Below are 26,285 nucleotides of genomic sequence, written 5' to 3'. Positions count from 1 at the left end.
TGTAAAAGACCCTTTACATCCTCATCGAAATCTTCGCTTATGTAAAGCAAGCTTTCCATGCGTCAGAGCATCGTTTTCATAAAAAACGGGGCGGCCTGATCATCGATCAGGCCGCCCCGTTTTTCTGTCAGGCGAACAGTCTTTCAGTCAGCGATCAATGCATCTTGCTGTGATCGTGGCCGCCCATGTTGGTCAGCGCGCGGACCGGTGCCTTGACTTCAATGGTTTCTTTCTCGCCCTTGGCGTTTTCCACGGTCAGGGTCAGCGGCACGTTTTCGCCTTCCTTCAACTGACCGGTCAGGCCCATCAGCATGACGTGGTAGCCGTTCGGATCGAAGCTCACGGCTTTGCCGGCAGGCAACTCAACCGACTTCACCGGGCCCATGGTCATCACATCGTTCTTCATGCTCATTTCATGAATCTGAACGTCCTTGGCCACTGGCGAGGCAACGCTGAGCAGTTTGCTGTCGCTGTCGGCAGTGACGGTCATGAACGCGCCGCTGGCGGACTGGGTCGGCACGGTGGCACGGACCCAGGCATCGTCGACTTTGGTCTGCGCCGACGCCTGAAAGGCCAGGCCGAGCAGGGACAGTGCACATACGGTGCGTTTGAGGTGATTCAGAACGGGATGCATCAGCAGACCTCCATAACAGTAAGCAAATCTTCCGTGCACTCTTGGGCTGTCAGCGAAGTGGACAGGCCCAGGCGCAACTCACCACGCGAGTCGTAGACGTAGCTGGTGGACGTATGGGAGATGGTGTAGGTGTCGCCGGCCGGGACTTTCTCGTAGAACACGTCGAATTCCTTGGCGGTGGCCTTGGTTTCCTCAAGCGTCCCGTACAGCGCGACGAAGCTCGGGTCGAAGGCTTTGACATAGGCGTCGAGGATCTGCGGCGTGTCGCGCTCAGGGTCGAGGGTGATGAACACCACTTGCAAACGGTCGCCGTCGCGGCCCATCAGTTTTTTGATCTGTGCGGCGCGGGCCAGGGTAGTGGGGCAAACGGCCGGGCACTGGGTGAAGCCGAAGAAGATCATCGGCATCATCCCGCGAAAGCTCGACAGCGACATGGTTTCGCCTTCGGGATTCTTCAGCTTGAAGGTGCGTCCGAGAATCTTGTCGCTCAGATCCTTGCCGTACTTGTACGACAGTTGGCCACGGGTATCGCAACCGGCGAGCAGGCCGAGCCCGAGCACGCCCATTCCCGCAAGTACCTTGCGGCGAGTCAACAAAGCCGTCATCTAATACCGCCTTTTGCAGCCCGCCAGTCGGCAGGACTGGCGAGGGGTTAACCGTAAAAGCGCCGCATGATAGCAAACTGAGGCTGATCGCCGGCTGCCGATCGCCGCGCGGTGCGGGATCGGACGACAAAAGGTGTAAGAAGAAATGACGAATAAGCCTTACGTCTAAACTTGATTTAAATAGTATGACGATTGGAGGCGGGCGCAGAAACACGTACTCTTGCCGCTGCGCTGCAAAGACCAAAACAACAACAGGAGTCTGTAATGCAACCGATTCGTCTCGGCCTGGTGGGCTACGGCAAGATCGCCCAGGATCAACACGTTCCCGCCATCCTCGCCAACCCGGCGTTCCAGTTGGTGGCGGTCGCTACCCAGGGCAAACCTTGCGCCGGGGTGGAGAACTTCCAGTCGCTGGGCGAACTGCTCGAAAACGGCCCGACTGTCGACGCAATTGCGTTCTGCACGCCGCCACAAGGGCGCTTCGCGCTGGTGCAACAGGCGTTGGCGGCCGGCAAGCACGTGCTCGTGGAAAAACCGCCCTGTGCGACATTGGGCGAGGCCATGGCCCTGGTCGATCAAGTCGCCGAACAAGGCGTCAGCGCTTTGTTCGCCTGGCATTCACGCTACGCACCGGGCATCGCCGCCGCCCGCGACTGGCTTGCCAGCCGCACCCTGCAAAGCGTGCAGATCGACTGGAAGGAAGACGTGCGCAAGTGGCATCCGGGCCAGGCATGGATCTGGCAGCCGGGCGGCCTCGGCGTCTTCGACCCGGGCATCAACGCGCTGTCGATCGTCACCCACCTGCTGGCGCTGCCGCTGTTTGTCGAAGCCGCCGAGCTGCGCGTGCCGAGCAACTGCCAGTCGCCGATTGCCGCCTCGATCAACATGTCCGATGCGCGTCGTCTCGACGTGCGCGCCGAGTTCGACTTCGACCATGGCCACGACGAGCTGTGGAGCATCGAAATCCGCTGCGTCGAAGGCATCCTGCGCCTGGACAATGGCGGCGCCGTGCTGAGCATCGACGGCGTGCGCCAAAGCGTCTCGGAGGAGGGCGAGTACGCAGCGGTCTACCGCCACTTCCAGCAATTGATCAGCGACAAGGACAGCGACCTGGATCTGCAACCGTTGCGCTTGGTGGCGGACAGTTTCTTTGTCGGTAGTCGGGCGTTGGTTGAGCCGTTCTATGATTGAAGTGGATTGTCCGGTTTGAGTGGACGGTGTAACCCTTTTCAAGCGATTTATCCCTTTGCTGTGCGTCAGTAATCTGTACCCAACTTGAACGCAACAACAAAACTCCAAACTTGAAAAGGGACGCACACCATGACCACTCCAACCTACAACCGCCTGAACAAAGACGACGCTATCGTGCTGCTGGTTGACCACCAGACCGGTCTTATCTCGCTGGTGCAGGACTTCTCGCCGAACGAGTTCAAGAACAACGTGCTGGCGCTGGCGGATCTGGCCAAGTTCTTCGACCTGCCAACCATCCTCACCACCAGCTTCGAACAAGGCCCGAACGGCCCGCTGGTGCCGGAGCTGAAAGAGATGTTCCCGGACGCGCCGTACATCGCTCGTCCAGGCCAGATCAACGCTTGGGACAACGAGGACTTCGTCAAGGCGATCAAGGCCACCGGGCGCAAGCAGATCATCATTGCCGGTGTGGTCACGGATGTCTGCGTAGCGTTCCCGACCCTGTCGGCACTGGCGGAAGGTTTTGATGTGTTTGTGGTGACTGATGCGTCCGGCACCTTTAACACCACCGTGCAGCAAGCCGCATGGAGTCGCATGACTCAGGCCGGCGCGCAGATGATGAACTGGTTCTCGGTGGCCTGTGAGCTGCACCGCGACTGGCGCAATGACATTGAAGGCCTGGGCAATCTGTTGTCGCAGCGCATTCCCAACTACCGCAACCTGATGAACAGCTACTCGGCGCTGACGCAGCAGAAGTAAGCGTTAAATCCAAAGCGAAAGCCTGCCTCGAAAGCAGGCTTTTTGCGTTTTCTACAGAACGCCGTTCGTCCATTGTCGGGCACTTGTCACGCAAGGGCATTTCACACGTTCAGGTACCTATCGCTGAACACCTCGGAGAACGACATGGACATTGATGAAAACGCACCGGGCAACCAGTCGCAACAAGCCGTGACGCGCACCACCGACAACGAGACCGGGCACGATCCCAAGCGCGAGAACCCCGAGGTGCCTTTGCCGCCGGACGATGATGCGCCTGTAGAAGAAGACATGTCGGATGTGGACGCGGCCAATTCGGTTTCGACGGAGCATCCGCCGTCACGCTGACCGTGCTGTTTGAAGGGGAACGCTCCCTGTGATGGTCAACCCGGACAGTTCCCTCTCCTCGGGGAGAGGGCTAGGGTGAGGGGCTTTCCCTGGCACCCTGATGCAGTTCAGTCACCGACATCGTGAAAACCAGTTTCGACCGGCCATGGTTGGCATACCCATGCGCCACATCGGTCCGCGCTACCGCCGAACACCCTGGCCCGACAATCAGCTCGGCATCGCCCACCCTCAAATGCAACGTGCCTTTCTCGACATGAAACAGCTCTGTGGTGCCATTCGGGTGACCGGCTGAAGCAAACGACTCGCCGGGAAACAATTCCCAGCGCCACAACTCGAGCATGTTCGGGCCGCCGGTGCCGGCCAGCAGTCGTGCCGATCCACCCAGCTCACCGGTCCATAGCGTGGGGATGTCATCACTGTCGATCAGATGCGCCGCCGGAGTGTCGGCGACATTGACGAAGTCCGCCACGGACAAGCCCAGCGCTGCGGCAATTTTGCACAATGTCGCGATGCTTGGGTTGGCCGAGCCCTTCTCGATCTCGACCACCATGCCTTTGCTCACGCCGGAGCGCCTGGACAGTTCATCCAGGGTGATGCCCTGTTGTTTGCGCGCCTGTTTGAGCGTGCGCGACACCGCCGCGCTGACGGTCTCGACGTCGGCGCCGGCCTCGGTCGTTATATTGACTTTCTTGGTCATTGATCGCTAGCATCGTTTGAAATTCGGGTATGAGGGGGATTCTGGGATGCTGTCTGTCGTGCCGTCAATCGATCCGGCTGTTGCGCAACTCGCGCCGGGCTTCAGAGCGCTGAGTATTGTCGTGCAAGCGGCGCCGATTACTCAGGCATACGTGGCCGGTGAAGCACTGGCCAAAGCCTGTCAGATCGTCGCCAACGGTGGCCCGTCATGGGGGCCCGCGCACTTGCAGGCCTGGGCGGACGTGTTTCGCCAGTTCGGTGCCAAGCCGCAGCGCACGCCTTGCTCGGCCGAGGCTCTGCGCAAACGGGTGTTGCGCGACGGCGAGTTGCCGAGCATCGATCCGGTGGTTGATCTGTACAACGCCATCAGTCTGGAATACGCGATTCCCGTGGGGGGCGAGAATGCCGAGGCCTACGTCGGCTCACCGCGTCTGGTCGTCGCCGATGGCAGCGAACCGTTCGACACGATGAAAGAAGGTCTGCCCGCGCATGAATTCCCGGACGCCGGCGAAGTGATCTGGCGCGATGACCAAGGCGTGACCTGCCGGCGCTGGAACTGGCGCCAAGGCGTGCGAACCCGCCTCGATGCGCAGGCGCAGCACATGTGGTTCATCCTCGAAAGCCTGCCCGCCATGCCGCTGGAAGCGCTGACCGAGGCCGGCGACAAGTTGATCGATGGCCTGCAACAATTGATGCCCGGTGCCGAGATCGAAAGCATGTTGATCGGGCCGGGAGCGCGTTAAGCTAGATATGAGTGCCAGCCCGTTTCGTCAGCGGCACCGCGATTCCCTGTGGGAGCGAGCCTGCTCGCGAGACGGCGGCATATTCAACCTCTTTGCCCGCTGAACCACCGCTTTCGCGAGCAAGCTCGCTCCCACAGTGTTCCGTGTTGACCAATGATTTGGTGGTGCTACAACCTCTGTGGGAGCGAGTCTGCTCGCGAAGGCGGCGTCACATTCAACTTCATATTCGCCTGAACCACCGCTTTCGCGAGCAAGCTCGCTCCCACAATGTGTTGACCAATGATTTGGTGGCGCCACAACCACCCTGTGGGAGCGAGCCTGCTCGCGAATGCGGCGGTACATTCAACATCATGTTCGCCTGACCCAGCACTTTCGCGAGCAGGCTCGCTGCCACAGATTGACTCCTGGTTTCAATAAGGGCTCGCGGTCGGGCGCACGATCAGTTCGCTGACGTCCACGTCCGCCGGTTGTTCGACGGCATACGCAATCGCGCGGGCGATGGCTTCGGCGGGGATGGCGATCTTGCGGAATGACTTCATCTCGGCGCGGCCGCCTTCATCGGAAATGCTCTCGGCCAGTTCCGATTCGGTCACGCCCGGTGCAATGACGGTGACGCGGATATCGCCGCCGACTTCCTGACGCAAGCCTTCGGAAATGGCCCGTACTGCGTATTTGGTTGCGCAGTACACCGCTGCGGTGGGGCTGACCGCGTAAGCGCCGATCGAGGCGATGTTGATGATCTGCCCGGCGCGCTGGCGCTGCATCAACGGCAGACTGGCAGCGATGCCGTGGAGTACGCCACGGATGTTGACGTCGATCATGCGGTTCCACTCATCGACCTTCAGCGCATCCAGCCGTGACAACGGCATGACCCCGGCGTTGTTGACCAGCACATCGACGCGGCCGTAATGCTCGACGGCGAAATCAACGAAGCGCTGCACATCCTGCTGATCGGTGACGTCCAGTGCGCGGAACTGCGCGTGGCCACCGGCGCCGTTGATCTCATCGGCAATCACGGCCAGACGCTCGGTGCGCCGTGCGCCCAACACCACTTTGGCGCCACGTTCGGCGAGCAGGCGTGCGGTGGCTTCGCCGATGCCGCTGCTGGCGCCGGTAATCACGATCACTTTGTCTTGAATGTTCAGCATGATGTCGTCCTCTTCTGTGTGCCCGTGAGTGGGCTTGGAAGAAGATTAAGTGCGGCGGCTCATGGGCTATTAATCGATTCCTCCACGGGATTTGCCCAATTCTGCTGCATCGCTTTTCGACAGGTTTTCAGGCCCCGCGTGGCGCGTCCCGGTAGGCACTCGGAGTGACCCCGACTTCACGGCGGAACACCTGGGAAAAGTGGCTGGGGCTGGAGTAGCCGACTTCCAGGCCAATGTCGATCACGCTGCGTGCCGTCTCCAGCAACAGATGACGCGCGCGGCTCATGCGCAGGCGGATGAAGTATTGCGAGGGCGATAAACCGGTGGCGCGCTTGAAGGTGCGGCTGAAGTGGTAGTCGCTCAGCTCAGCGACTGCGGCCATATCACCGAGGCTGAAATCTTCCGCCAGATGCGCATTCATGGCTTCGATCACCCGGCGCAGTTTGTAGGCGGGCAGGGCGTTGTCGCGGCGCGGGTTGCTGTCGGGGTCGAGATAATGACGCAGCAAATGGATCGCCAACGCCTGAGCCAGGCTGTGCACCAGCAGTGCGCTGGGTTGGCGCTGTTCGGTCAGTTCGATGCGCAGTTGCTCAAGAATGAAGCTGACCTGCTCGTCACGCGCACCGGACACATCGACAAACGTCACTGCACCGGCCTGTTCGCCGAACGCTTCGCGCGCCGCTTGTTCGATCAGGCCCAGACCTAGGTAAAGGTGCATGACTTCGAACACCTCGCAACCTTCGGTTTGCCAGCGCATTTCATAGGGTTCGCGGGTGTTGGTCAGGAAGAAGTCGCCCGCCGTGACCTGGCTCGCCTGCCATTCTCCGCCCAACGAACGTTCTTCGACCCGGGCAGTGCCGGCCAATACCAGCACCAGCAGCGGTTCGGCCACGCAGGGCACGCGGATCGGTTCGAGCAGAGTCTGATGGCGGAACAGTTGCACCACTGCATCCTTGATCTGCGGCCGCGGCGTGGTCGTTTCCGCAACACCGGGCAGATGCTCCGGCATGGCTTCGGCGGCGATGCGCGCGGGCTGGCTGATTGTCGGTGTAGCGGGGCTGGCAGAGGGCACAGGACGCTCCATGAAAAGCTTCGGCTGCGAATGATTTTGCAGGTTAGGGCGGGCGAATGAGAAATTCCAGCGCAAAACTCCGACAGTCCCGGCAATCGCCCGAAAGCCCGGCGGCGGCCAGTGCGCGACAGTGAAGCCGTGTTTACGAGCGCGCCATCAGGCGCAACACCGATTCGCTATCGAGGAGTTAAAACCATGACTGATTTCAACCACACCCTGCCACAAGAAGTCGCCGGTAAAGTTGCACTGGTCACTGGCGCGGCCAGTGGCATCGGCAAGGCGATTGCGCTGATGCTGCACGCTCGCGGCGCCAAGGTGATTGCCGAAGACCTCAACCCGGCTGTCGAAGAACTGGCTCGTCCCGATCTGGTGCCGCTGGTGGCGGACATCACCGAGGACGGCGCCGCCGAACGCGCAGTCGGCCTTGCCGTCGAGCAGTTCGGGCGCCTGGATATTCTGATCAACAACGCCGGGATCATTATCAACAAAGCCGTGATCGACATGAGTCGCGACGACTGGGAAAAGATCCAGGCAGTCAATGCCACGGCCGCCTTCCTGCACTGCCGCGAAGCGGTCAAGGCGATGATCCCGAACAAGTCCGGTGCAATCGTAAATATCGCTTCCTATGCGTCGTACTTTGCCTTTCCGACCATTGCCGCCTACACCGCTTCCAAAGGTGCGCTGGCACAATTGACCCGCACGCTGGCCCTGGAAGTCATCGAGCACGGCATTCGCGTCAATGCCATCGGCGTCGGCGATGTGGTGACCAATATTCTCAACGATGTGGTCGAGGACGGCCCTGGCTTCCTCGCGCAGCACGGCGAAGCGGCGCCGATCGGTCGGGCGGCGCAGCCGGAAGAAATCGCCGAAATCGTCACCTTCCTCGCCTCCGACCGCGCCAGTTTCATGGTCGGCTCGGTGGTCATGGCCGATGGCGGCATGACGGTTACGGCGGGTTGATAGTCGGGTGAGAAGCCAAGGGCGCGTGTGATAACGCGCCCATGGTTTTGCCAGTAAGACGAGCACGCAGAATCAGGCAAATCTGCAGCATCTTTGATCTAGTCGCCGCTGGATAAAACTGGCTAATCTTCCTCCGCAGTTGACCCACCTTCGTCTGCTTTCGAGGCCCTTTGCATGGATAACCACGACGCTTCCATCCTCCACGATACGGCGGTGTATCGCGCCGAACTGGTGCGCCTGCTGACTCAACGCTTTGACGCGCCGGGCACCTACGAAACCGCGATTGCGCCACTGCACGTGATCCGTCTCGATGGCCCGTCCGAGCTGATTCACGTTGTGCACCGGCCCGCGCTGTGCCTGATCGTGCAGGGGCGCAAGGAAGTCGGGCTGGGTGATGAGCGCTTCCTCTACGACCCGCTGAATTATCTGGTGGTGTCAGTGACGTTGCCGGTGTCGGGACGGGTGATCGAAGCCTCGCCCGAGGCGCCGTATTTTTGCGTACGGCTGGATTTCGATCCGGCACAACTGACGCAACTGATTGCCGAGTCGCCGCTGACCGGCATGCCACAGGACGCCGGGCGCGGGATGTTCCTCGACAAGATCGACGTGACCTTGCTCGATACCATGCTGCGTCTGGTGCGCCTGCTGGATAATCCACGCGACATCGGCATGCTCGCGCCGATGGTGTTGCGTGAGCTGTATTACCGCCTGCTGCGCGGCCAGCACGGGCATCTGCTGTATGAAATCGCCGTCAACGATTCGCAGACCCACCGGGTCACGCGCGCTATCGACTGGCTGAACAAGAATTTCACCGAGCCGCTGCGTATCGACGCGCTGGCGCAGGTGGCCAACCTGAGCAACTCGGCGCTGCATCACCGCTTCAAAGCCGTCACCGCCATGAGCCCGCTGCAATATCAAAAACAGCTGCGCCTGCAAGAGGCGCGGCGGCTGATCATCAATGAAGGGCTGGACGTCTCGAGCGCCTGTTACCGCGTCGGCTACGAAAGCGCTTCGCAGTTCAGCCGCGAATACAACCGCCAGTTCGGCTGCCCGCCGTCCAAGGAACTCAGCCGCCTGCGTCAGACCGGTTGATTACCGCGCGGGTCCTGTCCATTGCTCACGAAACCCCAGCAGAAAATCCACAAACGCCCGCACCCGCTGCGGCACATAGCGGCCGTGCGGGTAGAGCAGGGTGTAGGGGCGCGAACGTCCGGCGTACGGTTGCAGCACCTCAATCAGGCGGCCATCGGCGAGTTCCTGCTCGACGATGAAACGGTAAGTCTGAAACAGCCCGGCGCCGTGCTTGGCCAGCGTCACACCGCCGAGCACATCGTCGGAACAGGAATAGCCACCGTCGGAAATCACTTCCAGGTCCCGGCCGTTTTCCTGAAACAGCCAGGAAATCCGCCGCCCGCTGCTGGGCAATTCGAACTGGATGCACTCATGCGCGATGAGATCGTCCAGCGTCTGCGGCGTACCGGCTCTATGCAGATATTCGGGGGCGGCGACCACCACCAGGGCGGCGTCTTCCAGCAAGCGCGCGATCAGCGTCGAGTCCGGTTGTGCGCGCACGCGTATCGCCAGGTCGTAGCCCTCTTCGACGAAGTCGATATTGCGATTGCCCAAGTGCACGTCGACCGTGACCTCGGGGTACAACGCGCGAAATTTCGGTAGCAGCGGCAGGATGCGGTGATGCCCGTAGGTGGTCGGCAGGCTGATGCGCAGTCGCCCCGACGGCGAAGTCTGCGCGCCCATGACTTCCTGCTGCGCTTCAACCAGTTGCGTCAGCGCCTGGCTGCATTGTTCGAAGAAGCTCCGTCCGGCGTCGGTGAGGCGGATGCTGCGCGTGGTGCGCGCGAACAGTCGCGAACCCAGGCGTTGCTCCAGACGCAGAATCGACCGGCTCACCGCAGCGGGCGTGACTCCGGCCAGTTGCGCGGCGGCGGTGAAGCTGCCGGCTTCGGCGGCCAGGCAGAACAGTTCGATACTGCCTAACTGCAAATCTTCAAAATGGCGTTTCATTGTGGCTCGCACCGAGGATCGACGGACGTTCATCCTCTGTGTACCACAACCAACGACGCCGCCGGTATCCACCGGCGGCGTTGCAGGGTTTCGATCAATGGCCGGCGCTCTGGCCACCGTCGACATGCAGGATCTCGCCAGTGACGAAATTTGCACCGTCGAGGTAGAGGATCGCTTGCACGATGTCGTCGATTTCCCCCATGTGACCGACCGGGTGCAGGCTGCCCAGCGCCTGATGGGTTTCTTCGGCGTGCATCGGCGTTTTGATGATGCCCGGCGACACGGCGTTGACCCGAATCCCGCGCTTGGCGTACTCGATCGCCAGGGATTTGGTCGCGGCGTTGATGCCGCCCTTGGTCAGCGACGCCAATACCGAAGGCACGCCGTCGATTGCATGATCGACCAGGCTGGTGGTCACGCTGACGACGTGGCCGCTGCCGTGTTTTTCCATCTCGGCGATGGCCAGTTGCGAGATGTAGAAGAAGCCGCTCATGTTGGTCGCCACGACCTGGGCATAGTCCGCCTGGCTGTAAGCGGTGAACGGCTTTGCCAGAAAGATCCCGGCATTGTTGACCAGCGTATCGACGCGACCGAAGCGGGCGACAGCGGCGCGAATCACGCGCTCGGCGGTTTGCGGATCGGCAATGTCGCCGGCGACGGTCAGGACATTCGGGTCGCTCGACTCTTTGATCGAGCGCGAGGTAGCGACCACTTGATGGCCAAGGGCGCGAAAGCCTTCGACCAGACCTGCACCAATGCCTTGCGAAGCGCCGGTGATGACAACTACTTTTTTCGATGTGCTCATGATGATTTCCTCTGTCGCTGGCCCGTCAGGATGGCGGGTGGCTGTTGGAGGAGACTTTAGGAAGTTGAGCGAAGTTGATAAATGGGGGCTGAGGTACATCATTTGTACTGTGGTGTATCTAATCAGAGCGGACCTCGAATGATTGTCCCGTTTGAGTGGACGGTGAAACGCTTTTCAGCCGATTTATCCCTTTGCTGTGCGTCAGTAATCTGTACCCAACTTGAACGCAACAACAAAACTCCAAACTTGAAAAGGGACGCACACCATGACCACTCCAACCTACAACCGCCTGAACAAAGACGACGCTATCGTGCTGCTGGTTGACCACCAGACCGGTCTTATCTCGCTGGTGCAGGACTTCTCGCCGAACGAGTTCAAGAACAACGTGCTGGCGCTGGCGGATCTGGCCAAGTTCTTCGACCTGCCAACCATCCTCACCACCAGCTTCGAACAAGGCCCGAACGGCCCGCTGGTGCCGGAGCTGAAAGAGATGTTCCCGGACGCGCCGTACATCGCTCGTCCAGGCCAGATCAACGCTTGGGACAACGAGGACTTCGTCAAGGCGATCAAGGCCACCGGGCGCAAGCAGATCATCATTGCCGGTGTGGTCACGGATGTGTGTGTAGCGTTCCCGACCTTGTCGGCGCTGGCGGAAGGTTTTGATGTGTTCGTGGTCACCGATGCGTCCGGCACTTTCAACACGACCGTGCAGCAAGCCGCATGGAGCCGCATGACTCAGGCTGGCGCGCAGATGATGAACTGGTTCTCGGTGGCCTGCGAACTGCACCGCGACTGGCGCAACGACATTGAAGGCCTGGGCAATCTGTTGTCGCAGCGCATTCCTAACTACCGCAACCTGATGAACAGCTACTCGGCGCTGACGCAGCAGAAGTAAGTTCACCACCCACGAAAAAGCCTGCTTTTAACAGCAGGCTTTTTGTTTTTCCGACGGCTGCGGCCAACTTGGTTGCTGTGTAGCTTGACCCACCGCTTTCGCGAGCAGGCTCGCTCCCACAGTTGACCGTGTTCCCTCAGGAGAAATGCAATTTCCTGTGGGAGCGAGCCTGCTCGCGAAGACGGCGGCACAGTCACCCGAGCAATTCACTGATCCACTGCATCTCTTGCTTCAGCGCAAGAATTTTATCCTCCGGCAACGCCTGTTGCGCTCGCGTAAACTGCCCCAACGTCTTCTGCCGCTGACTCAGCCTGCGTTGCCATTTGTGCAGAAATGCCGGGCAGCGTGCCTGCAGATGCAGCGGTCCGAAAAACAGTTCCCTGGCATCGTAAGTCACCGGATCAGAGGCCCGCTCGGCAACGATAATTTCGTAGTCGAAGCGGTTCTCGTGCAGCACTTCTTCGCAAACGATGCGGTAGCCGTCATCCATCAACCACTGGCGCAGCGCTTGCTCGCCGCCGTTGGGTTGCAGGATCAAGCGTTCGTGGCCACTGAGATGGGCCTTGCCACTGTCGAAAATATCGCGAATGGTTTCGCCGCCCATGCCGCACAGGGTGATGGCGCTGATGCCGTCGTCAGGCCTGATCGCCGCCAGGCCATCGGCCAGACGCACGCTGATCTGGCCGTGCAGATCGTTGTCATTGACGGTGCGTTGCGCTGCGTGGAACGGCGTGCGCGCGACCTCGCCAGCCACCGCCGCTGTAATCAGGCCTCGGCGCATCAGGGCAACCGGCAAATAGGCGTGATCGGAACCGATATCGGCCAGTCGTGCGCCGACCGGCACGTGAGCGGCGACGCGTTCAAGGCGCATGGACAATGTCTGTTGGTTCAACGGCGACCCCTGTTCACCCAGCGGTGGAAAAAGGGGTGCGACTCTGGCGAGCAACGCGGGCGCTGTCAAATCGCGCCGATGGAATCCTTCAAGCCATCGGCAGCACGGCGCTGCCGATGGACGTTGGCGCTTAGCCGGCGAGCGTTGCGTTGTCGATGACGAAGCGGTATTTCACGTCGCCCTTGAGCATGCGCTCATAGGACTCGTTGATCTGGTCGGCGCGGATCAATTCGATGTCGGAAACGATGCCGTGCTCGGCGCAGAAATCCAGCATTTCCTGAGTTTCGGGAATGCCGCCGATCATTGAACCGGCAATGGTGCGCCGCTTGGTGATCAGGTTGAACACGTTCGGCGACGGATGCGGCGATGCGGGCGCTCCGACCAGGGTCAACGCGCCGTCGCGCTTGAGCAGAACCAGGAACGCGTCGAGATCGTGCGGCGCTGCGACGGTATTGAGGATGAAGTCGAAGCTCTTGGTGTGTGCCGCCATTTCCTCGGCATTGCGTGACACCACCACTTCGTCCGCGCCCAGTGCCTTGGCCGCTTCACGCTTGGATTCGGAAGTGGTGAATGCGACGACATGGGCGCCCATGGCGTGGGCCAGTTTGATGCCCATGTGGCCCAGGCCACCGATGCCGACCACGCCGACTTTCTTGCCGGGGCCAGCGTGCCACTGGCGCAGCGGCGAGTAGGTGGTAATGCCGGCGCAGAGCAGCGGTGCGACGGCTGCCAGTTGCGCCTCGGGATGACGGATGCGCAACACATAGCGCTCGTGCACGACGATGTTTTGCGAGTAACCACCGAGAGTCCAGCCCGGTGCGTCCGGGGTCGGGAAGTTGTAGGTGCCGATCATGCCGTCACAGTAGTTTTCCAAACCGGACTCGCAGTCATCGCAGTGCTGGCAGCTGTCGACGATGCAGCCGACACCGACCAGATCGCCGACCTTGTAGTTTTTGACGTGATCGCCGACCGCCGAGACGCGGCCGACGATTTCATGGCCGGGCACGCAAGGGAATTGCGTGCCAGCCCATTCGGCGCGCACCTGATGCAAGTCGGAATGGCAGATGCCGCAGAAGGCGATATCGATCTGCACGTCGTGCGCCGCCGGGGCACGGCGGTTGATCTGCATCGGTTCAAGAGGTTTGTCGCCAGCGTGGGCGCCGTAGGCTTGTACGAGCATGTGAGCATCCTCCATGGGGTTGTCGGACGCCCATTGTTGCGCCTGGGTCGGAGCGCGAGGTAGTGCATTTCTGTGAAATGCTTGCCTGATTCTGCTGTTGATTGCGCAACCGAAAGGCAGCCGTATGGCTGCCGTTTCAGGCTCAACGCGGATTGGGCTGGTCGTCCATCTCGGCGTTATCGGTTTCCTGACGTACGCGCTCCGGATCCAGGCCGGTACTGTCATCATCCAGCGGGATTTCGCCTTCGTTGTCGGGTAGCTCGTCGATGCCGCGTTCCTTCATCGGATCGACCTCGGTACGCCCCGGACTCAGCGGGTCGGGCGTGGTTGGGAGCGGATCGTCACCTTGCTTGCCTTGATCGTTATTCATCTCACACCTCGTCATGGCCGTTTTCTACGGCTTGTGCAGGTTGGAGGTGCGGGCGATTTTCGCCGTTCGATTTTTTTGCCTGCCTTCGGTCGCCTCGCAAAAAAGCGGAATTTCTCCGACGCGCGCGGCTCCATAAATCAACAGCCAGAGGCGAGGACGCAATGATGAGCAGTTCATTCAAGGTCGGCGAAGCGGTGCGCTGGAATTCCGAGGCCGGCGAGATCCACGGCAAAGTGGTCAAGGTGCACACTCGCGATACCGAGTTCATGGGCCGCCACCGGCCGGCTTCGAAAGACGCGCCGCAGTACGAGGTCAAGAGCGACAAGACCGGCCACCTGGCCATGCATCACGGCGACGCGCTGAAGCACGCTTAGAAACGTGCCAGTCGGTAGGCGTCGACACTCGGCAGCGCGAGAGCCGCGCCTGAGACCATCTGCCCGATCAATTCCGCCGTCAGCGCCGCTTGAGTCAGGCCCAGATGCTGATGACCGAAGGCAAGCAAGACCTTGCCGGCGCAAACCTGATCGATCACTGGCAGGGAATCCGGCAGCGACGGGCGAAAGCCCATCCACGGTGTGGCGCCATCAGCGTTCAGATCCTTGCGAAACAGGCCTTGGCTCAGGCGCTGCAACTGCCAGGCGCGTGCCATGTTCGCCGGCCGCTCCAGCCCGGCGAATTCGACCGTGCCGGCCAGGCGCAGGCCTTCGCGCATCGGCGTCATGATGAATTTGCGTTCCAGCGAGGTGACGGGGAAGGGCAGGCGATCATGCTCGTGCGGCAGCATCAGGTGATAGCCACGTTCGGTGTCCAACGGTACCTGCTTGCCAGTCAGCGCGGCAGTCAGTTTCGCCGAATGCGCACCGCAGGCCAGTAACACGCGTCTGGCCGTTACCCCGCCATTACCGGTCACTAATAAAACACCGTTCTCCTGCACGCAGCCGCCCTGAACCTGCTGCTGGAGAAAACTCACGCCGCTGCTGCGAGCCGCTTCGACCAGTGCGCAGACCACCCGATAGGGATCAAGGAAATGCCCGGTGCGCGGGAAAAACAGTCCGCCCTGAATCTGTTCGCTGAGCTGCGGCGCCGTTTCGCGGATCGCCCCCGCCTGCCAATAGTCCACCGGCACCTGCTGCTGATTCAGGCGTGCCTGCAAGGCTTCGAGGGATTGCCGCGATTCAGGTTTTTCGAAGACCAGTAACGAGCCGTCAACCTTGAGCAGATCCGGGCGCTGGATATCGCTGAGCAAGCGCTGCCACGCGTCGAGACTGCTTTCATTGAGCGCGCGCAGGCCGGCGACGGTTTTCTGAAAAGGTTCAGACCGCAGATTCAGCAGCAAGCGGGTGAACCACGGCAGGGCGCGCGGCAGATATTTCCAGTCCAGGCGTAGCGGCCCCATCGGGTCCATCAGCATGGCTGGCAAGCGCTTGAGGATCGACACGTCTGCAATCGGAAATACCTGCTCGGTGGCCAGATGCCCGGCATTACCGAACGAAGCGCCATGTCCCGGTTCCTGCTGATCGATGACCACCACGCGCAAACCCTGGCGGGCCAGGCGCAGTGCGCAAGCCACGCCAATGATCCCGGCGCCGACCACGGCGATGTCGTGCGAAGGGTTATTCGCCATGGCGTGTCGCTTCCCATTGGCCATCGAGCAAGCGCCGAAGGTTGAGCGGATTGGTCTGTTGCAGCGCCGTCGGCAGCAAGCTGTCGGGGAAATCCTGATAGCACACCGGCCGCAGGAAACGCAGGATCGCCGCAGTGCCGACCGAGGTGCTGCGCGCATCTGAGGTCGCCGGATAAGGCCCGCCATGCACCATTGCATCGCAGACTTCCACGCCGGTCGGCCAGCCATTGACCAGCAAGCGACCGGCCTTGCGCTCCAGGGTTGGCAGCAACGAACGCGCCAGTGCAAGGTCGGCGTCATCCATGTGCAGGGTCGCGGTCAGTTGGCCTTCCAGATGTGCGCAGACCTGACGGATTTCTTCGTCACTGCTGCATTGCACGATCAGCGCTGTCGCGCCGAAGACCTCGGCTTGCAAGCTTTGATCGGCAAGAAAATCCGCTGCATCGGTGCTGAAGACATGCGCCTGACACTGATTCGGGCCGCCGCCGACTTGGCCAACCGCTATCGCGCGTGCACGGGGGTTGTCTTGCAGAGCGGTCACGCCTGCTTGATAGGCGCCGAAGATGCCGGGCGTGAGCATGGTTTGCGCCGCGCTGCGCGGGATCAGTTCAGCCACCGCGCTGAGTAACCCGTCGAGCGCCGGGCCTTTGCGGGCAATCAGCAATCCCGGGTTGGTGCAGAACTGCCCGGCGCCCAGTGTCAGCGACGCGACAAACCCTTCGGCCAGCGCCTGCGCGCGATTTTCCAGCGCGGCGGGTAACAGCAAAACCGGGTTGATCGAGCTCATTTCCGCATACACCGGAATCGGCTCGGGCCGCGCTTGCGCAGCTTTCATCAAGGCCAGACCGCCAGTGCGCGAGCCGGTGAAACCAGCGGCTTTGATGCGCCAGTCGCTGACCAATGCGATGCCGACTTCGTAGCCAGAATCGAACAACAAGGAAAACACGCCCTCGGGCAGAGCGCAGGCTTTGACCGCTTGCGCGACTGCGCGGCCGACCAGTTCGCTGGTGCCCGGATGGGCGCTGTGCGCCTTGACGATCACCGGGCAACCGGCCGCCAGTGCTGCGGCGGTGTCGCCACCGGCCACGGAAAATGCCAGCGGAAAGTTGCTCGCGCCGAACACCGCGACCGGCCCCAAGGCAATCTGCCGCTGGCGCAAGTCGGAGCGCGGCAGCGGTTGGCGTTGCGGTTGCGCACTGTCGACGCGCACGTCCAGCCATTCACCGGCGCGCACGGTACGGGCGAACAGGCGCAATTGCGAGCAGGTGCGGCCACGTTCGCCCTGAAGGCGTGCAGGCGGCAGACCGGTTTCGGCGTGGGCGCGCTCGATCAGTTCATCGCCAAGGTTTTCGATGTGCTCGGCAATGCTTTCGAGAAATGCCGCACGGGCGCTCAGGCTGGTTTCGCGATACGCATCTTGCGCCGCCCAGGCCAGGGCGCAGGCCTGTTCCACCTGTTCGGCTGATGCCCCGGCGAACTGCGGTTCAAGTGCCTGGTTGGTCGCCGGATCAATCCCGCGAAAGGCCGGACGCGTACCCGCCACGGATTGTTGGCCGATCAGCATGTTGCCCGTCAGAGTCATGGTGTCTTCCTGTGAAATGAGCGAGGCCTGCCGCGAATCGTTTTGACTCGCGGCAGGTAGTAGTCAGGCGAAATTCTGCTCGGCGGACCAGTTTTCGTACCAGTGACGGAACAGCGAATACTGCTTCTCGGCATAGCGTCTTTGCGAATCGCTCAGCACGTCGCTTTCGTTGAAGTGCAGGGTGTATTCCTTGTCGCCGTTGAGCACCATCAGATGCTTGTAATACAGCACCAGATCGCAACCTTCGTCGAACGAGGACAGCACCGCCAGCGCCGACTCCAGCTCCCGCGCCTGGCGCCGGGCCTTGGCATCGCCTTGCGCGGCCTGTTTGCTCAGCGCCACCAGTTGCAGCACTTCGCGGGGCAGGGCGTTGCCGATGCCGGTGATGGCGCCGGTGGCGTTGCAGTTGACGAAGCCGTGCACCACTTGCGTGTCGACGCCGACCATCAGCGTCACGTCGTCATCCTTGGAGGTGATGTTCTCGGCCGCGTAGCGCAGGTCCGCGCCGCCGCCGAATTCCTTGAAACCGATCAGGTTCGGGTATTCACGGCGCAGTTCGAAAAACAGATCGGCGCGGGTGGCGAAGCCGTAGTAAGGGCTGTTGTAGATCACCGCCGCCAAGTTCGGTGCGGCTTGCAGGATCGCGGCGAAGTGGGCTTTTTGCGCTGTTGCGGAAGCACCACGGGACAGCACGCGCGGGATGACCATCAAGCCTTGCGCGCCGACTTTCGCCGCATGCGCTGCGTGGGAAACCGCTTCTCGGGTGTTCACCGCGCCAGTGCCGACGATGGTCGGCACCCCGGCAGCGACCAGCCGCGCCACGCCTTCCTGACGCTCGGCTTCAGTCAGCAGCGGCCAGTCGCCCATCGAGCCGCAGTAGACCACGGCGCTCATGCCGACATCGATCAGCTCGCGTCCCTTGGCCACCAGCGCATCGAAGTCCGGTTTGCGCTGGGCGGTGCATGGGGTCATCAGGGCCGGCATGCAGCCGGTGAAGATGTTGTCGCTCATGATTCAACTCCTTGGCATTTCGTTTGATTCGAAGTGAAAAATCGGCGTGGCGGCTCAGATGCCCCACGCGAACGGGTCGGTTTCGTCGATCAGCAAGGTGCTGTCGGCGGTCATGTAGGCGCGGCCGGTGATGAACGGGCGAATGCGTTCGCCCTCCCATTCGAAGCGCCCTTCGAACTGGCTGCCGGTAATGCTCGCCTGGATCCATGGCGCGCCCGCTTGCAACTTGTCGTCGGCGGCCAGGCAGGCAAGTTTGGCGCTGGTGCCGGTGCCGCACGGTGAGCGGTCGTAGGCTTTGCCGGGACACATGACGAAGTTGCGGCTGTCGGCCCGATCGTCATCGGCGAACAGTTCGATGTGGTCGATGACCGCGCCGTCTTCGCCAAAAATGCCCTGATCTTCCAGCGCCTTGAGCATCGCCCAGGTGTACGCGGTCAGGTGTTCGACGTTGTCCATCGTTAACCTCTGGCCATGCTCGGAGACCAGATAAAACCAGTTGCCGCCATAGGCGATATCGCCGACCACGCGGCCATAACCCGGCACCTCCACCGGTACCTGTTTGCGATAGCGGTAGGCGGGCACGTTGCCCAGGGTGACCGAGCCATCGTCATGCAAAGTCGCGCTGACTTGCCCCACCGGCGTGTCGATCTTGTGTACGCCCGGCTGGATTTTCCCCAGATGCTGCAACGAATTGATCAGGCCGATGGTGCCGTGGCCGCACATGCCCAGGTATCCGGCGTTGTTGAAGAAGATCACCCCGCAGGTGGCGTCTGCCGACACCGGCGGACAATACAGCGCGCCGACCAGAACATCGTTGCCACGCGGCTCGAGCAGACAGGCGCGGCGCCACTGATCGTGCTGGCTGCGCAGGGCATCGCGTTTATCGACCATGCTGTTGCCGGACAGCTCGGGGAAGCCGCTCATCACCAGCCGTGTCGGCTCGCCGCCGGTGTGGGAATCAATGACGTGTACTCGTTTCATGAAGAGATCCCGTTGGATGATTTCAGTAGGCGCCGGCAGGCCGGGCGCTGACGGTGGACGAGGGCGCAGGGCTGTCGCTTTCTTCGTCCTCGTCGTCCAAGCGCAGCAGATGGGCAGGCACGCCGGTCGCGGCGCCCCAGTAGTAAATGCCGGTGGCGCAAGCGGCGACGACGATCGTATCGAACGGATGGGCGAGGATACCCAGGCCACCGAAAGTGCCGAGTTTCGACAGCACGATGGTCACCGCGTAGAAGGCGATCAGCCACGCCGATGAACGCACCTGACGCGCCAGGCTCAGGTGAGCGGTGGGCACAAAGCGGCCACAGAACAGATAGATGACAAACATCAGAATCTGCAGGCCAAGCAGCCACGACACGGTGTTCCAGCCCGACCAGTAAACGATCAGCGCGGCGATGATGAACGACACCGGCCCGAGCAGGCCCATGCTCTTGACCCGGAACGGGCGCGGCATGTCCGGCGCATTGCGCCGCAGCGCCGCAACCGATACGGGCGCCACCGCATAGCTCAACACCAGCGCGGCGGAGACCACGTTGATCAGCGCTTCCCACGACGGGAATGGCAGGGTCCAGAACACCGACAGGGCGAAAGTCAGCCACAGCGCCGGACGCGGGATGCCGGACTTTTCATCGATGTGGGTGAAGACCTTGAAGAAGGTGCCGGTCTGCGCCCAGCCGTAGATCACTCGCGGCGTGGCATTCATGTAGATGTTGCCGCAGCCGCTCGGCGAAATGACCGCATCGGCAACCACCAGATACGCCAGCCAGCCGACACCGAGCGCCAGGGCGATGTCGCGATAGGGCAGGGCGAATTCCTTGCTGATACCGGCCCAGCCGTTGGCGAGCATTTCCGTCGGGATGCTGCCGAGAAAGGCCATTTGCAGCAGCACGTAAATCAGGGTCGACAGCAGCACCGAAAGAATCAGCGCGATGGGAATGGTGCGCTGTGGATTCTTCACTTCGCTGGCGACGGAAATGATCGGCGTCAGGCCCAGGTAGGCAAAGATGATTCCGCCGGCAGAGACCGCCATCTCCACGCCGGACAGGCCGAATGGAGCGAATCCATGAACCTGGAAATTCTCCGGTTTGAAGAAGGTGAACAGCACGCCGATGACCAGCAACGGCACGATGAACTTGAACACGCTGACCAGATTGTTGGCCTTGGCGAAGGTCTTCACGCTGCGGTAGTTGAGCAGGAAAAACACGCAGAGCAGGCCGAACTGCACCAGCCAGCCGAGGATCGTCGGATCGCCGCTGCCAGCCTTGGTCAAGCCGGGAAACCACGCCGCCGCGTATTGGCGCGAGGCGACCACTTCGATCGCTACCAGACTGGAAAACGCAATCAGCGTAATGAAGCCCATCAGGTAGCCGAGCAGCGGGCCGTGGGAATAAACCGGGTAGCGCACCACACCGCCGGCACGGGGCAATGCCGCGCCCAGTTCGCAGTAGACGATGCCCAGCAGCAACACGGCGAAACCGCCCAGCAACCAGGAAAAAATCCCCGCCGGACCGGCAATCGCCGAGACATGGCTGGCGGCGAACAACCAGCCGGAGCCGAAGATCGCGCCGAGTCCGATAAAGGTGAGGTCGATCAATGAAAGCTGTTTTTTGAACTTGCCTTGGCCTGACATGGCATCGCCTTCTTGTGAGTTATTGGATAGGCAGTTGTGTCACGTGGACGAGCAGACTTTGCACTGGTCGGCAGTGGCGGCGATTGATGTTTTATGCCGGGATCGATGACGAATTCAGCACAATGGCGCCGATGAATGCGCGGCCTCGACAGGGCCGCGACGTTGCTGCAATCTGCTGGCGAGTGACATTTGCGGTGGTTCAGCTCAAGGGGAAGTCTTTGATGCAGTCAGCGTTTTCGATCCTGTGCCAGGGCACTGACGGCTTGCGTCCGCAGACCCTCGAAGCGATGGTCGCCGGTGCCGCGCAGCTGTTGCCGATACTCGATGTGATCCCCAATGCGGCGATCTTCATCAAGGATCTGCACGCGCGCTATGTGCTGGCCAACCGCACGCTGGTGCAGCGTTGTGGCTTGAAGGACCTACGCCCGTTGCTGGGGAAGACCAGCGCGCAAGTGTTCCCGGCGCAGTTGGGCCCGGGTTACACCGAGCAGGATCGCAAGGTGCTGGAGGAAGGTTTTGTGTTGGAGGATCAGCTCGAACTGCACCTGTATGGCAGTCGCGAGCCGGGCTGGTGCCTGACTCACAAGAGGCCGATCTACAACCGTGACGGGACGATCATCGGCTTGGTGGGGATCTCGGTGGATCTGCAGTCAGCCAGCGAAACCCACCCGGCGTTCGAGCGCCTGGCGGCGGTCGATGAATACATCCGCGGCAACTTCAACCGGCGGGTGACGCTGGGTGAACTGACGCGGATCGCCGGGATATCCGTGGCGCAACTGGAGCGCTATTGCAAACGCGTTTTCCACCTGACACCACGGCAGATGATTCAGAAAGTCCGCCTGGAACACGCGCATCGATTGCTGCACAGCGACTTGCCGATTACCGAGGTTGCGCTGCAATGCGGCTACACCGATCACAGCGCTTTCACCCGTCAGTTCAAGGCCTCGACCGGGTTTACACCACGCGAATACCGGCAAGCCACCGGGCATTAGACCAACACGGCCAGCCAGGCCGAGAGCAGCAGAAGAAGGGCCAGTGCCGCGTTCATTCGCTTGAACGCTTGCGGTGAGCTGAGCAACCGCGCGCTGCCAACGCCGAGCAGCGCCCAGAGCGTCATGCACGGCAGCGACACCAGCAGAAATGCCAGCGACAACACCAGCAGGCGCAGGGTCTTGTCGCCGCCGCCAACGAATACGCTGACCACGGCCACAGCCATCATCCACACCTTCGGATTGACCAGTTGCAGCAGCGCCGCGCCGAAGACGCTCAAGCCTTGTTCCTGTGCAGCATTTGGGTCCAGCGATGGCGGCGGGCTGCGAAAGATCTGCCACGCCAGCCAGCTCAACCAGAGCACGCCAGCCCAGGCCATGGCTTGCTGCACGCGCGGAAAGCGCAACAGGGTTTCGCCAGCACCGAGCCCGACCACCAGCACAATCAACGCCGCCGCCGCACAGGCGCCGAAAATGATCGGCAACGTGGCAATCAATCCGCGCCGCGAACTGTGGCTCAGCACCAGAATATTGGTCGGCCCCGGAGTGATCGAGGCGACGAAAGCAAACAGCAGAAAGGGCAGTAAAGAAGCCATGGTGCAGATTCCTGAGAGTCGAAACAGGACACCATGATCGTCAGTGGGCAGGCCTCAGTCTGGAAGATTTGAGCAGCGTCTGCGGTAGTCCGCCGGGGTCAGTTGATAGGCGCGGCGGAACCAGCGACCGAGGTGACTTTGATCGGCAAAACCGAGCACGCTGGCCACCTGCGCTGGCGTCTCGCCGCGTGCGAGCAATTGCCGCGCCTTGGCCAGGCGCAACTGGATCAGGTAGGCGTGGGGTGCCAGACCGAAAGCGGCCTTGAACGCGCGGGTCAAGCGAAAACGATCGATACCACAGGCTTGCGCTAGGTCGTCGAGGCCGATGTCTTCGTAGGTGTGGGCATGCAGATAGTCGCGCGCAACCTGCGCAACCAGTGGCAGGCGCGGATCGAAGTCCTGACGCTTGCGCCAGTCGAGATGGCGGGTGAGGGACGCCAGCAGGCCATCCAGCGCAGTCTGCCGGACGATGCGCAGATCGCCGTCATGTAACACGTGGAAGGCTTGCACGATCGCCGTCGACAGGTGCGGATCGTGGCTCAGGGTGTCGGCAAAGCCTGGCTGGCTGTCGGCGGGTGCCTCTTCGAACAGCGCGTGCAGTTCGCGCTCCAGCCAGTGCGGATCGAGGTACAGCATCGAGTAGGTAAAGCCATCCTCGGTCGGCGCGTGGCCATCGTGGATTTCTCCCGGCTCAAGCAGAAACACATGCCCCGGCGTACTGCGATGACGCACCCGGCGACAATTGAACTGCTGCACGCCTTGCTCGGTCACTCCGACGAGAAAACTGTCATGCCAGTGCGGATCGTAGGCATGCCCACGGAAATGCGCACGAATCGACTCGATCCCGGTATCGACATCCTGGGAGAGAGAGATCCAGTTGCGTTTGTCCATGGGAGGACTCCATAGGGCGGTTGAGCAGGGGCGTTTCTAAAGTACCGCGTGAAGGAGGAGAGTGTTTAGAAGATTTGTGCAGGTGCGCAGGGGGATCGAGTCAGGCAATGTGTCCTGGATGGGGTGGGACCACAAAACGCAGACGAAAAAAAACCGCCTTCGCGGGGCGGTTTTTCAATCCTCGGTTTGGAGCCGAGGCCATGTGCTTCACTAGCCACACCAACATGTCCGCGCATGGTATTGAGTTTCTCCCGTCAGTGCAACGAAGGTTTAGCGTGATGTGCGAGGTTTTTTCGGAACGTCCAACGCATGTAACTGAATTCAGGTCTGTCAATAAACATTGTCAGAAATACGGTTTTACAAAGGTTCAGGCGTAGCCGCAGAATAACCTTGGCTACTCGGGTTTTCTCTTCTGATTTCTGCGTTAAGATGCCTGCGCTCATCTTGTTGGTAGAGCTGTGAGGTTTGGCTGGGGGCGCAAAAGGTTTCACGCCCTCTGACGCGGATTCGCACCCGCGCCGGAATGATGTCTCGGAGGGATTTCAACCGGCCGCCTCACTAGCTACACCAACATGTAGGCTGAAGGCACGCATGGTCCGGTAAGTTTGCTGGAGGTTTGGCCGCCAGCCCTGGAGGCCAAAACGTATGAAGCTTCTGCTGCGTACGCTGAGCCTTGTATGGAGATTGTTGAAAGCCTTGCGCTTTTACGAGTTCCTGCGAGACCACTTTGACGACTTGAAATAAGGTCGTCTAAGTGGGGAAAGACCCGTTTCGGTTTCGACTGATACGGGTCTTTTTTTGTGTGCAAAAAACTGTCAAAAACGAGATTGTCGGTTTTATGCTTTCGACTTTGTAGGGCGTTTCGCTTAATGACGTAAGCAACAGCATGAAGATCGATCCAATAGCGGCTCATGCTCGATCAACCATTGATTGCGTCAATAACAACCATTAAGTCAATGAAGTTCTCATATTCATAGCGCGGCGTAAGATCGGCTCCGTACCCAACCACTGCAATTCGGAGCACATCATCATGAAACGCCAGACTATCCTCGGTATCGCTTTCTCGGTTTTTGCACTGAATGCCTTCGCCGCCACCGAAACCGACCCACTGTTCAGCGACGCGGTCGCCTCCACTCAAACGGACCGCTTGTTCAGCGACGCAGTAGCCGCAACCGAAACTGACCCGCTGTTCAGCGATGCAGTAGCCGCAACCGAAACCGATCCACTGTTCAGCGATGCAGTAGCCTCTGATGGCTCCGATCATCTGCAAGGCAATCGGGTCGCCGAAGGTGGCGCTGACCGTCTGCTCGAACGTCGCACCGCTTGAGCGCAACGATGAGCATCGATAACGAATGCCGCCTCAACCACAGGCGGCATTCGTTCTATTCACGCTTTACAACTCTGCTCTAAACCGCACTCGGCAGCACGGCCTTGTCGCGATCGCGGCTCTTGAATGTCGCCCAGAAACACAGCAATACCGCCACGGAAAAACTGGCGGGGAACAGCCAGATGCTTCTCCAGTCATGCCCTGCGCTTGATGTGAAGTGGTCGGTAATCCGTCCCGCGATCCAGAAACCAATCAACATGCCCAATCCGTACGTAGCCAAGGTGATCAAACCTTGCGCCGAGCTGCGGAAGCGTTCCGGTGCCTTGGCATCGGTGTAGATTTGCCCGGACACGAAGAAGAAGTCATAGCACACACCGTGCAGGGCAATGCCGATCAGCAGCATGAATGCCTGATCGTCGTTATTGCCGAACGCAAACAGCACGTAGCGCAACGCCCAGGCAGCCATGCCAACCAGCAGGGCGATCTTGATGCCGAAACGATGGATGAACAGCGGTAACAGCAACATGAACAGCACTTCCGACACCTGACCGATGGCCATCTTCGCTGTCGGGTTGGTCACGCCTATCTCGGCCAGAAACGGATTGGCATTCTGGTAATAGAAGGCCAGCGGAATGCAGATCAGGATCGAGGCGAGGAAGAACACCAGATAGCTGCGATCCTTGAGCAAACCCAACGCATCGACGCCGAGCATCTGCTTGAGGCTTGATGTGCCCGCTGCGCTTTTCAACGGCGCAGTGTTCGGCAGGCTGAAGCTGTAAAGCCCCAGCAACAGCGACGCGACGGCGGACATCAGGAACGTATTGCGCAAGCCTCCGGCCGCGATGCTTTGCTGCGAGTCCCAAGCGAACACGAAGCTGATCACCACGCCGGCGACGATCCAGCCCACCGTGCCCCACACGCGAATGCGCGAGAACTCCAGCGCCGGGTCTTTGATCTGGCGGAACGCCACGGCGTTCACCAGTGCCAATGTCGGCATGTAGACCATCATGTAGGCGAGCACATAGGGATAAAACGCGCTGAAGTCTGCCGCGCGATAGAGCTGATAGAGCAACACTGCGCCAAGCAGATGCAGCACTGCCAGAATGCGTTCGGCGTTGAAGAAACGGTCGGCAATCAGGCCAATGACAAACGGTGCCAGAATCGCACCCCAGGATTGCGTGGCGAAGGCCATGCCGACCTGACCACCGCTGGCGGCCAGCGTTGTCGCCAGAAAAGTGCCGAGGGTGACGAACCAGCCGCCCCAGATAAAGAACTGCAAAAACATCATCACGCTGAGTCGCGCATTCATTACGTTCATT

General features: G+C 60.8%; 28 protein-coding genes. 10 read left to right on the top strand and 18 right to left on the bottom strand.

What is annotated here, in order from left to right; translation table 11 throughout:
- Positions 1–154 precede the first annotated feature (154 nt).
- On the bottom strand, positions 155–634 hold the full coding sequence (locus D8U71_RS21775) for a copper chaperone PCu(A)C (RefSeq protein WP_056784698.1): 480 nt from the start codon (positions 632–634) through the stop codon (positions 155–157).
- Complete coding sequence (locus D8U71_RS21770) at positions 634–1,239, bottom strand: SCO family protein (RefSeq protein WP_016774221.1); 606 nt, start codon at positions 1,237–1,239, stop codon at positions 634–636. The genes D8U71_RS21775 and D8U71_RS21770 overlap by 1 nt, the downstream gene beginning before the upstream one ends.
- 264 nt (positions 1,240–1,503) lie before the next feature.
- Here D8U71_RS21770 and D8U71_RS21765 point away from each other — a divergent pair, with 264 nt between their 5' ends.
- The 3 genes from D8U71_RS21765 (at position 1,504) to D8U71_RS21755 (ending at position 3,534) form a co-directional block, all read left to right on the top strand.
- Complete coding sequence (locus tag D8U71_RS21765) at positions 1,504–2,430, top strand: Gfo/Idh/MocA family oxidoreductase (RefSeq protein WP_130888652.1); 927 nt, start codon at positions 1,504–1,506, stop codon at positions 2,428–2,430.
- Between the two features lie 129 nt (positions 2,431–2,559).
- Positions 2,560–3,189, top strand: coding sequence for an isochorismate family cysteine hydrolase YcaC (gene ycaC, locus D8U71_RS21760; RefSeq protein ID WP_016774235.1), 630 nt, complete (start codon positions 2,560–2,562; stop codon positions 3,187–3,189).
- Between the two features lie 144 nt (positions 3,190–3,333).
- Positions 3,334–3,534, top strand: a complete 201-nt coding sequence (locus D8U71_RS21755; RefSeq protein ID WP_095179589.1) for a hypothetical protein — start codon at positions 3,334–3,336, stop codon at positions 3,532–3,534.
- Positions 3,535–3,604: 70 nt separating this feature from the next.
- On the opposite strand, the gene D8U71_RS21750 is transcribed toward D8U71_RS21755, so the two are convergent.
- Positions 3,605–4,231, bottom strand: coding sequence for an XRE family transcriptional regulator (locus tag D8U71_RS21750; RefSeq protein ID WP_122610175.1), 627 nt, complete (start codon positions 4,229–4,231; stop codon positions 3,605–3,607).
- Positions 4,232–4,277: 46 nt separating this feature from the next.
- On the opposite strand from D8U71_RS21750, the gene D8U71_RS21745 reads away from it, so the two are divergent.
- Positions 4,278–4,973 carry a B3/4 domain-containing protein gene (locus D8U71_RS21745; RefSeq protein ID WP_130888651.1) on the top strand — a complete coding sequence of 232 codons (696 nt, stop codon included), beginning with the start codon at positions 4,278–4,280 and terminating at the stop codon, positions 4,971–4,973.
- A 410-nt stretch (positions 4,974–5,383) separates the two neighbouring features.
- On the opposite strand, the gene D8U71_RS21740 is transcribed toward D8U71_RS21745, so the two are convergent.
- Positions 5,384–6,121 carry an SDR family oxidoreductase gene (locus D8U71_RS21740; protein ID WP_130888650.1) on the bottom strand — a complete coding sequence of 246 codons (738 nt, stop codon included), beginning with the start codon at positions 6,119–6,121 and terminating at the stop codon, positions 5,384–5,386.
- Positions 6,122–6,248: 127 nt separating this feature from the next.
- Positions 6,249–7,130 carry an AraC family transcriptional regulator gene (locus D8U71_RS21735; protein WP_130888670.1) on the bottom strand — a complete coding sequence of 294 codons (882 nt, stop codon included), beginning with the start codon at positions 7,128–7,130 and terminating at the stop codon, positions 6,249–6,251.
- A gap of 258 nt (positions 7,131–7,388) precedes the next feature.
- On the opposite strand from D8U71_RS21735, the gene D8U71_RS21730 reads away from it, so the two are divergent.
- Together D8U71_RS21730 and D8U71_RS21725 are read left to right on the top strand one after the other, a co-directional pair.
- Positions 7,389–8,153, top strand: a complete 765-nt coding sequence (locus tag D8U71_RS21730; RefSeq protein WP_130888649.1) for an SDR family oxidoreductase — start codon at positions 7,389–7,391, stop codon at positions 8,151–8,153.
- Positions 8,154–8,327: 174 nt separating this feature from the next.
- Entirely contained in the window at positions 8,328–9,245 is a 918-nt protein-coding gene (locus D8U71_RS21725) for an AraC family transcriptional regulator (protein WP_130888648.1), read from the top strand.
- Here D8U71_RS21725 and D8U71_RS21720 read toward each other — a convergent pair whose 3' ends face one another.
- Positions 9,246–10,175: a LysR family transcriptional regulator gene (locus D8U71_RS21720; RefSeq protein WP_130888647.1), complete on the bottom strand. Its 930-nt coding sequence runs from the start codon at positions 10,173–10,175 to the stop codon at positions 9,246–9,248.
- Positions 10,176–10,269: 94 nt separating this feature from the next.
- Complete coding sequence (locus tag D8U71_RS21715; protein ID WP_125926049.1) at positions 10,270–10,980, bottom strand: SDR family NAD(P)-dependent oxidoreductase; 711 nt, start codon at positions 10,978–10,980, stop codon at positions 10,270–10,272.
- A 265-nt stretch (positions 10,981–11,245) separates the two neighbouring features.
- On the opposite strand from D8U71_RS21715, the gene ycaC (D8U71_RS21710) reads away from it, so the two are divergent.
- Positions 11,246–11,875 (top strand): isochorismate family cysteine hydrolase YcaC, encoded by a 630-nt coding sequence (gene ycaC, locus D8U71_RS21710; protein ID WP_016774235.1) that lies wholly within the window; start codon positions 11,246–11,248, stop codon positions 11,873–11,875.
- Between the two features lie 193 nt (positions 11,876–12,068).
- Here ycaC (D8U71_RS21710) and D8U71_RS21705 read toward each other — a convergent pair whose 3' ends face one another.
- The 3 genes from D8U71_RS21705 to D8U71_RS21695 all read right to left on the bottom strand — a co-directional run bounded on the left by D8U71_RS21705 (position 12,069) and on the right by D8U71_RS21695 (position 14,317).
- Positions 12,069–12,767 carry a tRNA (adenine(22)-N(1))-methyltransferase TrmK gene (locus D8U71_RS21705; protein ID WP_323163723.1) on the bottom strand — a complete coding sequence of 233 codons (699 nt, stop codon included), beginning with the start codon at positions 12,765–12,767 and terminating at the stop codon, positions 12,069–12,071.
- 130 nt (positions 12,768–12,897) lie between these two features.
- On the bottom strand, positions 12,898–13,947 hold the full coding sequence (locus D8U71_RS21700; RefSeq protein WP_130888645.1) for an NAD(P)-dependent alcohol dehydrogenase: 1,050 nt from the start codon (positions 13,945–13,947) through the stop codon (positions 12,898–12,900).
- Positions 13,948–14,089: 142 nt separating this feature from the next.
- Positions 14,090–14,317 carry a hypothetical protein gene (locus D8U71_RS21695; protein WP_056784730.1) on the bottom strand — a complete coding sequence of 76 codons (228 nt, stop codon included), beginning with the start codon at positions 14,315–14,317 and terminating at the stop codon, positions 14,090–14,092.
- 164 nt (positions 14,318–14,481) lie between these two features.
- Between D8U71_RS21695 and D8U71_RS21690 the strand changes: the two genes are divergently transcribed.
- Entirely contained in the window at positions 14,482–14,691 is a 210-nt protein-coding gene (locus tag D8U71_RS21690) for a DUF2945 domain-containing protein (protein ID WP_122507430.1), read from the top strand.
- On the opposite strand, the gene D8U71_RS21685 is transcribed toward D8U71_RS21690, so the two are convergent.
- The 5 genes from D8U71_RS21685 to D8U71_RS21665 form a co-directional block, all read right to left on the bottom strand.
- On the bottom strand, positions 14,688–15,941 hold the full coding sequence (locus D8U71_RS21685) for an FAD-dependent oxidoreductase (RefSeq protein ID WP_125926052.1): 1,254 nt from the start codon (positions 15,939–15,941) through the stop codon (positions 14,688–14,690). The genes D8U71_RS21690 and D8U71_RS21685 overlap by 4 nt on opposite strands.
- Positions 15,931–17,523 carry an aldehyde dehydrogenase (NADP(+)) gene (locus D8U71_RS21680; protein WP_130888644.1) on the bottom strand — a complete coding sequence of 531 codons (1,593 nt, stop codon included), beginning with the start codon at positions 17,521–17,523 and terminating at the stop codon, positions 15,931–15,933. Before D8U71_RS21680 ends, D8U71_RS21685 begins: the two co-directional genes overlap by 11 nt.
- Before the next feature lie 63 nt (positions 17,524–17,586).
- A complete protein-coding gene (locus D8U71_RS21675; RefSeq protein WP_130888643.1) occupies positions 17,587–18,534 on the bottom strand; it encodes a dihydrodipicolinate synthase family protein in 948 nt (315 codons plus the stop codon).
- Between the two features lie 54 nt (positions 18,535–18,588).
- Complete coding sequence (locus tag D8U71_RS21670) at positions 18,589–19,515, bottom strand: 4-hydroxyproline epimerase (protein WP_130888642.1); 927 nt, start codon at positions 19,513–19,515, stop codon at positions 18,589–18,591.
- A 22-nt stretch (positions 19,516–19,537) separates the two neighbouring features.
- Positions 19,538–21,163 (bottom strand): APC family permease, encoded by a 1,626-nt coding sequence (locus tag D8U71_RS21665; RefSeq protein ID WP_130888641.1) that lies wholly within the window; start codon positions 21,161–21,163, stop codon positions 19,538–19,540.
- Positions 21,164–21,384: 221 nt separating this feature from the next.
- Here D8U71_RS21665 and D8U71_RS21660 point away from each other — a divergent pair, with 221 nt between their 5' ends.
- On the top strand, positions 21,385–22,155 hold the full coding sequence (locus D8U71_RS21660) for an AraC family transcriptional regulator (protein ID WP_130888640.1): 771 nt from the start codon (positions 21,385–21,387) through the stop codon (positions 22,153–22,155).
- Here D8U71_RS21660 and D8U71_RS21655 read toward each other — a convergent pair.
- Positions 22,152–22,748 carry a LysE family translocator gene (locus tag D8U71_RS21655; protein ID WP_125915963.1) on the bottom strand — a complete coding sequence of 199 codons (597 nt, stop codon included), beginning with the start codon at positions 22,746–22,748 and terminating at the stop codon, positions 22,152–22,154. The two genes, D8U71_RS21660 and D8U71_RS21655, sit on opposite strands and share 4 nt — an antisense overlap.
- 54 nt (positions 22,749–22,802) lie before the next feature.
- A complete protein-coding gene (locus D8U71_RS21650) occupies positions 22,803–23,639 on the bottom strand; it encodes an AraC family transcriptional regulator (protein ID WP_130888639.1) in 837 nt (278 codons plus the stop codon).
- Positions 23,640–24,669: 1,030 nt separating this feature from the next.
- Between D8U71_RS21650 and D8U71_RS21645 the strand changes: the two genes are divergently transcribed.
- The gene (locus tag D8U71_RS21645) at positions 24,670–24,966 is read left to right on the top strand and encodes a hypothetical protein (protein ID WP_024012526.1); all 297 of its coding nucleotides are present in this window, start codon (positions 24,670–24,672) and stop codon (positions 24,964–24,966) included.
- A gap of 79 nt (positions 24,967–25,045) precedes the next feature.
- Here D8U71_RS21645 and D8U71_RS21640 read toward each other — a convergent pair whose 3' ends face one another.
- Positions 25,046–26,284, bottom strand: a complete 1,239-nt coding sequence (locus tag D8U71_RS21640; protein ID WP_130888638.1) for a nucleoside permease — start codon at positions 26,282–26,284, stop codon at positions 25,046–25,048.
- Between the last annotated feature and the right edge of the window lies 1 nt (position 26,285).

The sequence above is a fragment of the Pseudomonas sp. Sample_21 genome (genome assembly GCF_004307525.1).
Classification (GTDB): domain Bacteria; phylum Pseudomonadota; class Gammaproteobacteria; order Pseudomonadales; family Pseudomonadaceae; genus Aquipseudomonas; species Aquipseudomonas atacamensis.
Note: the sequence above shows the minus strand (reverse complement) of the source record. Positions and strands in the feature narration are given on the sequence as shown.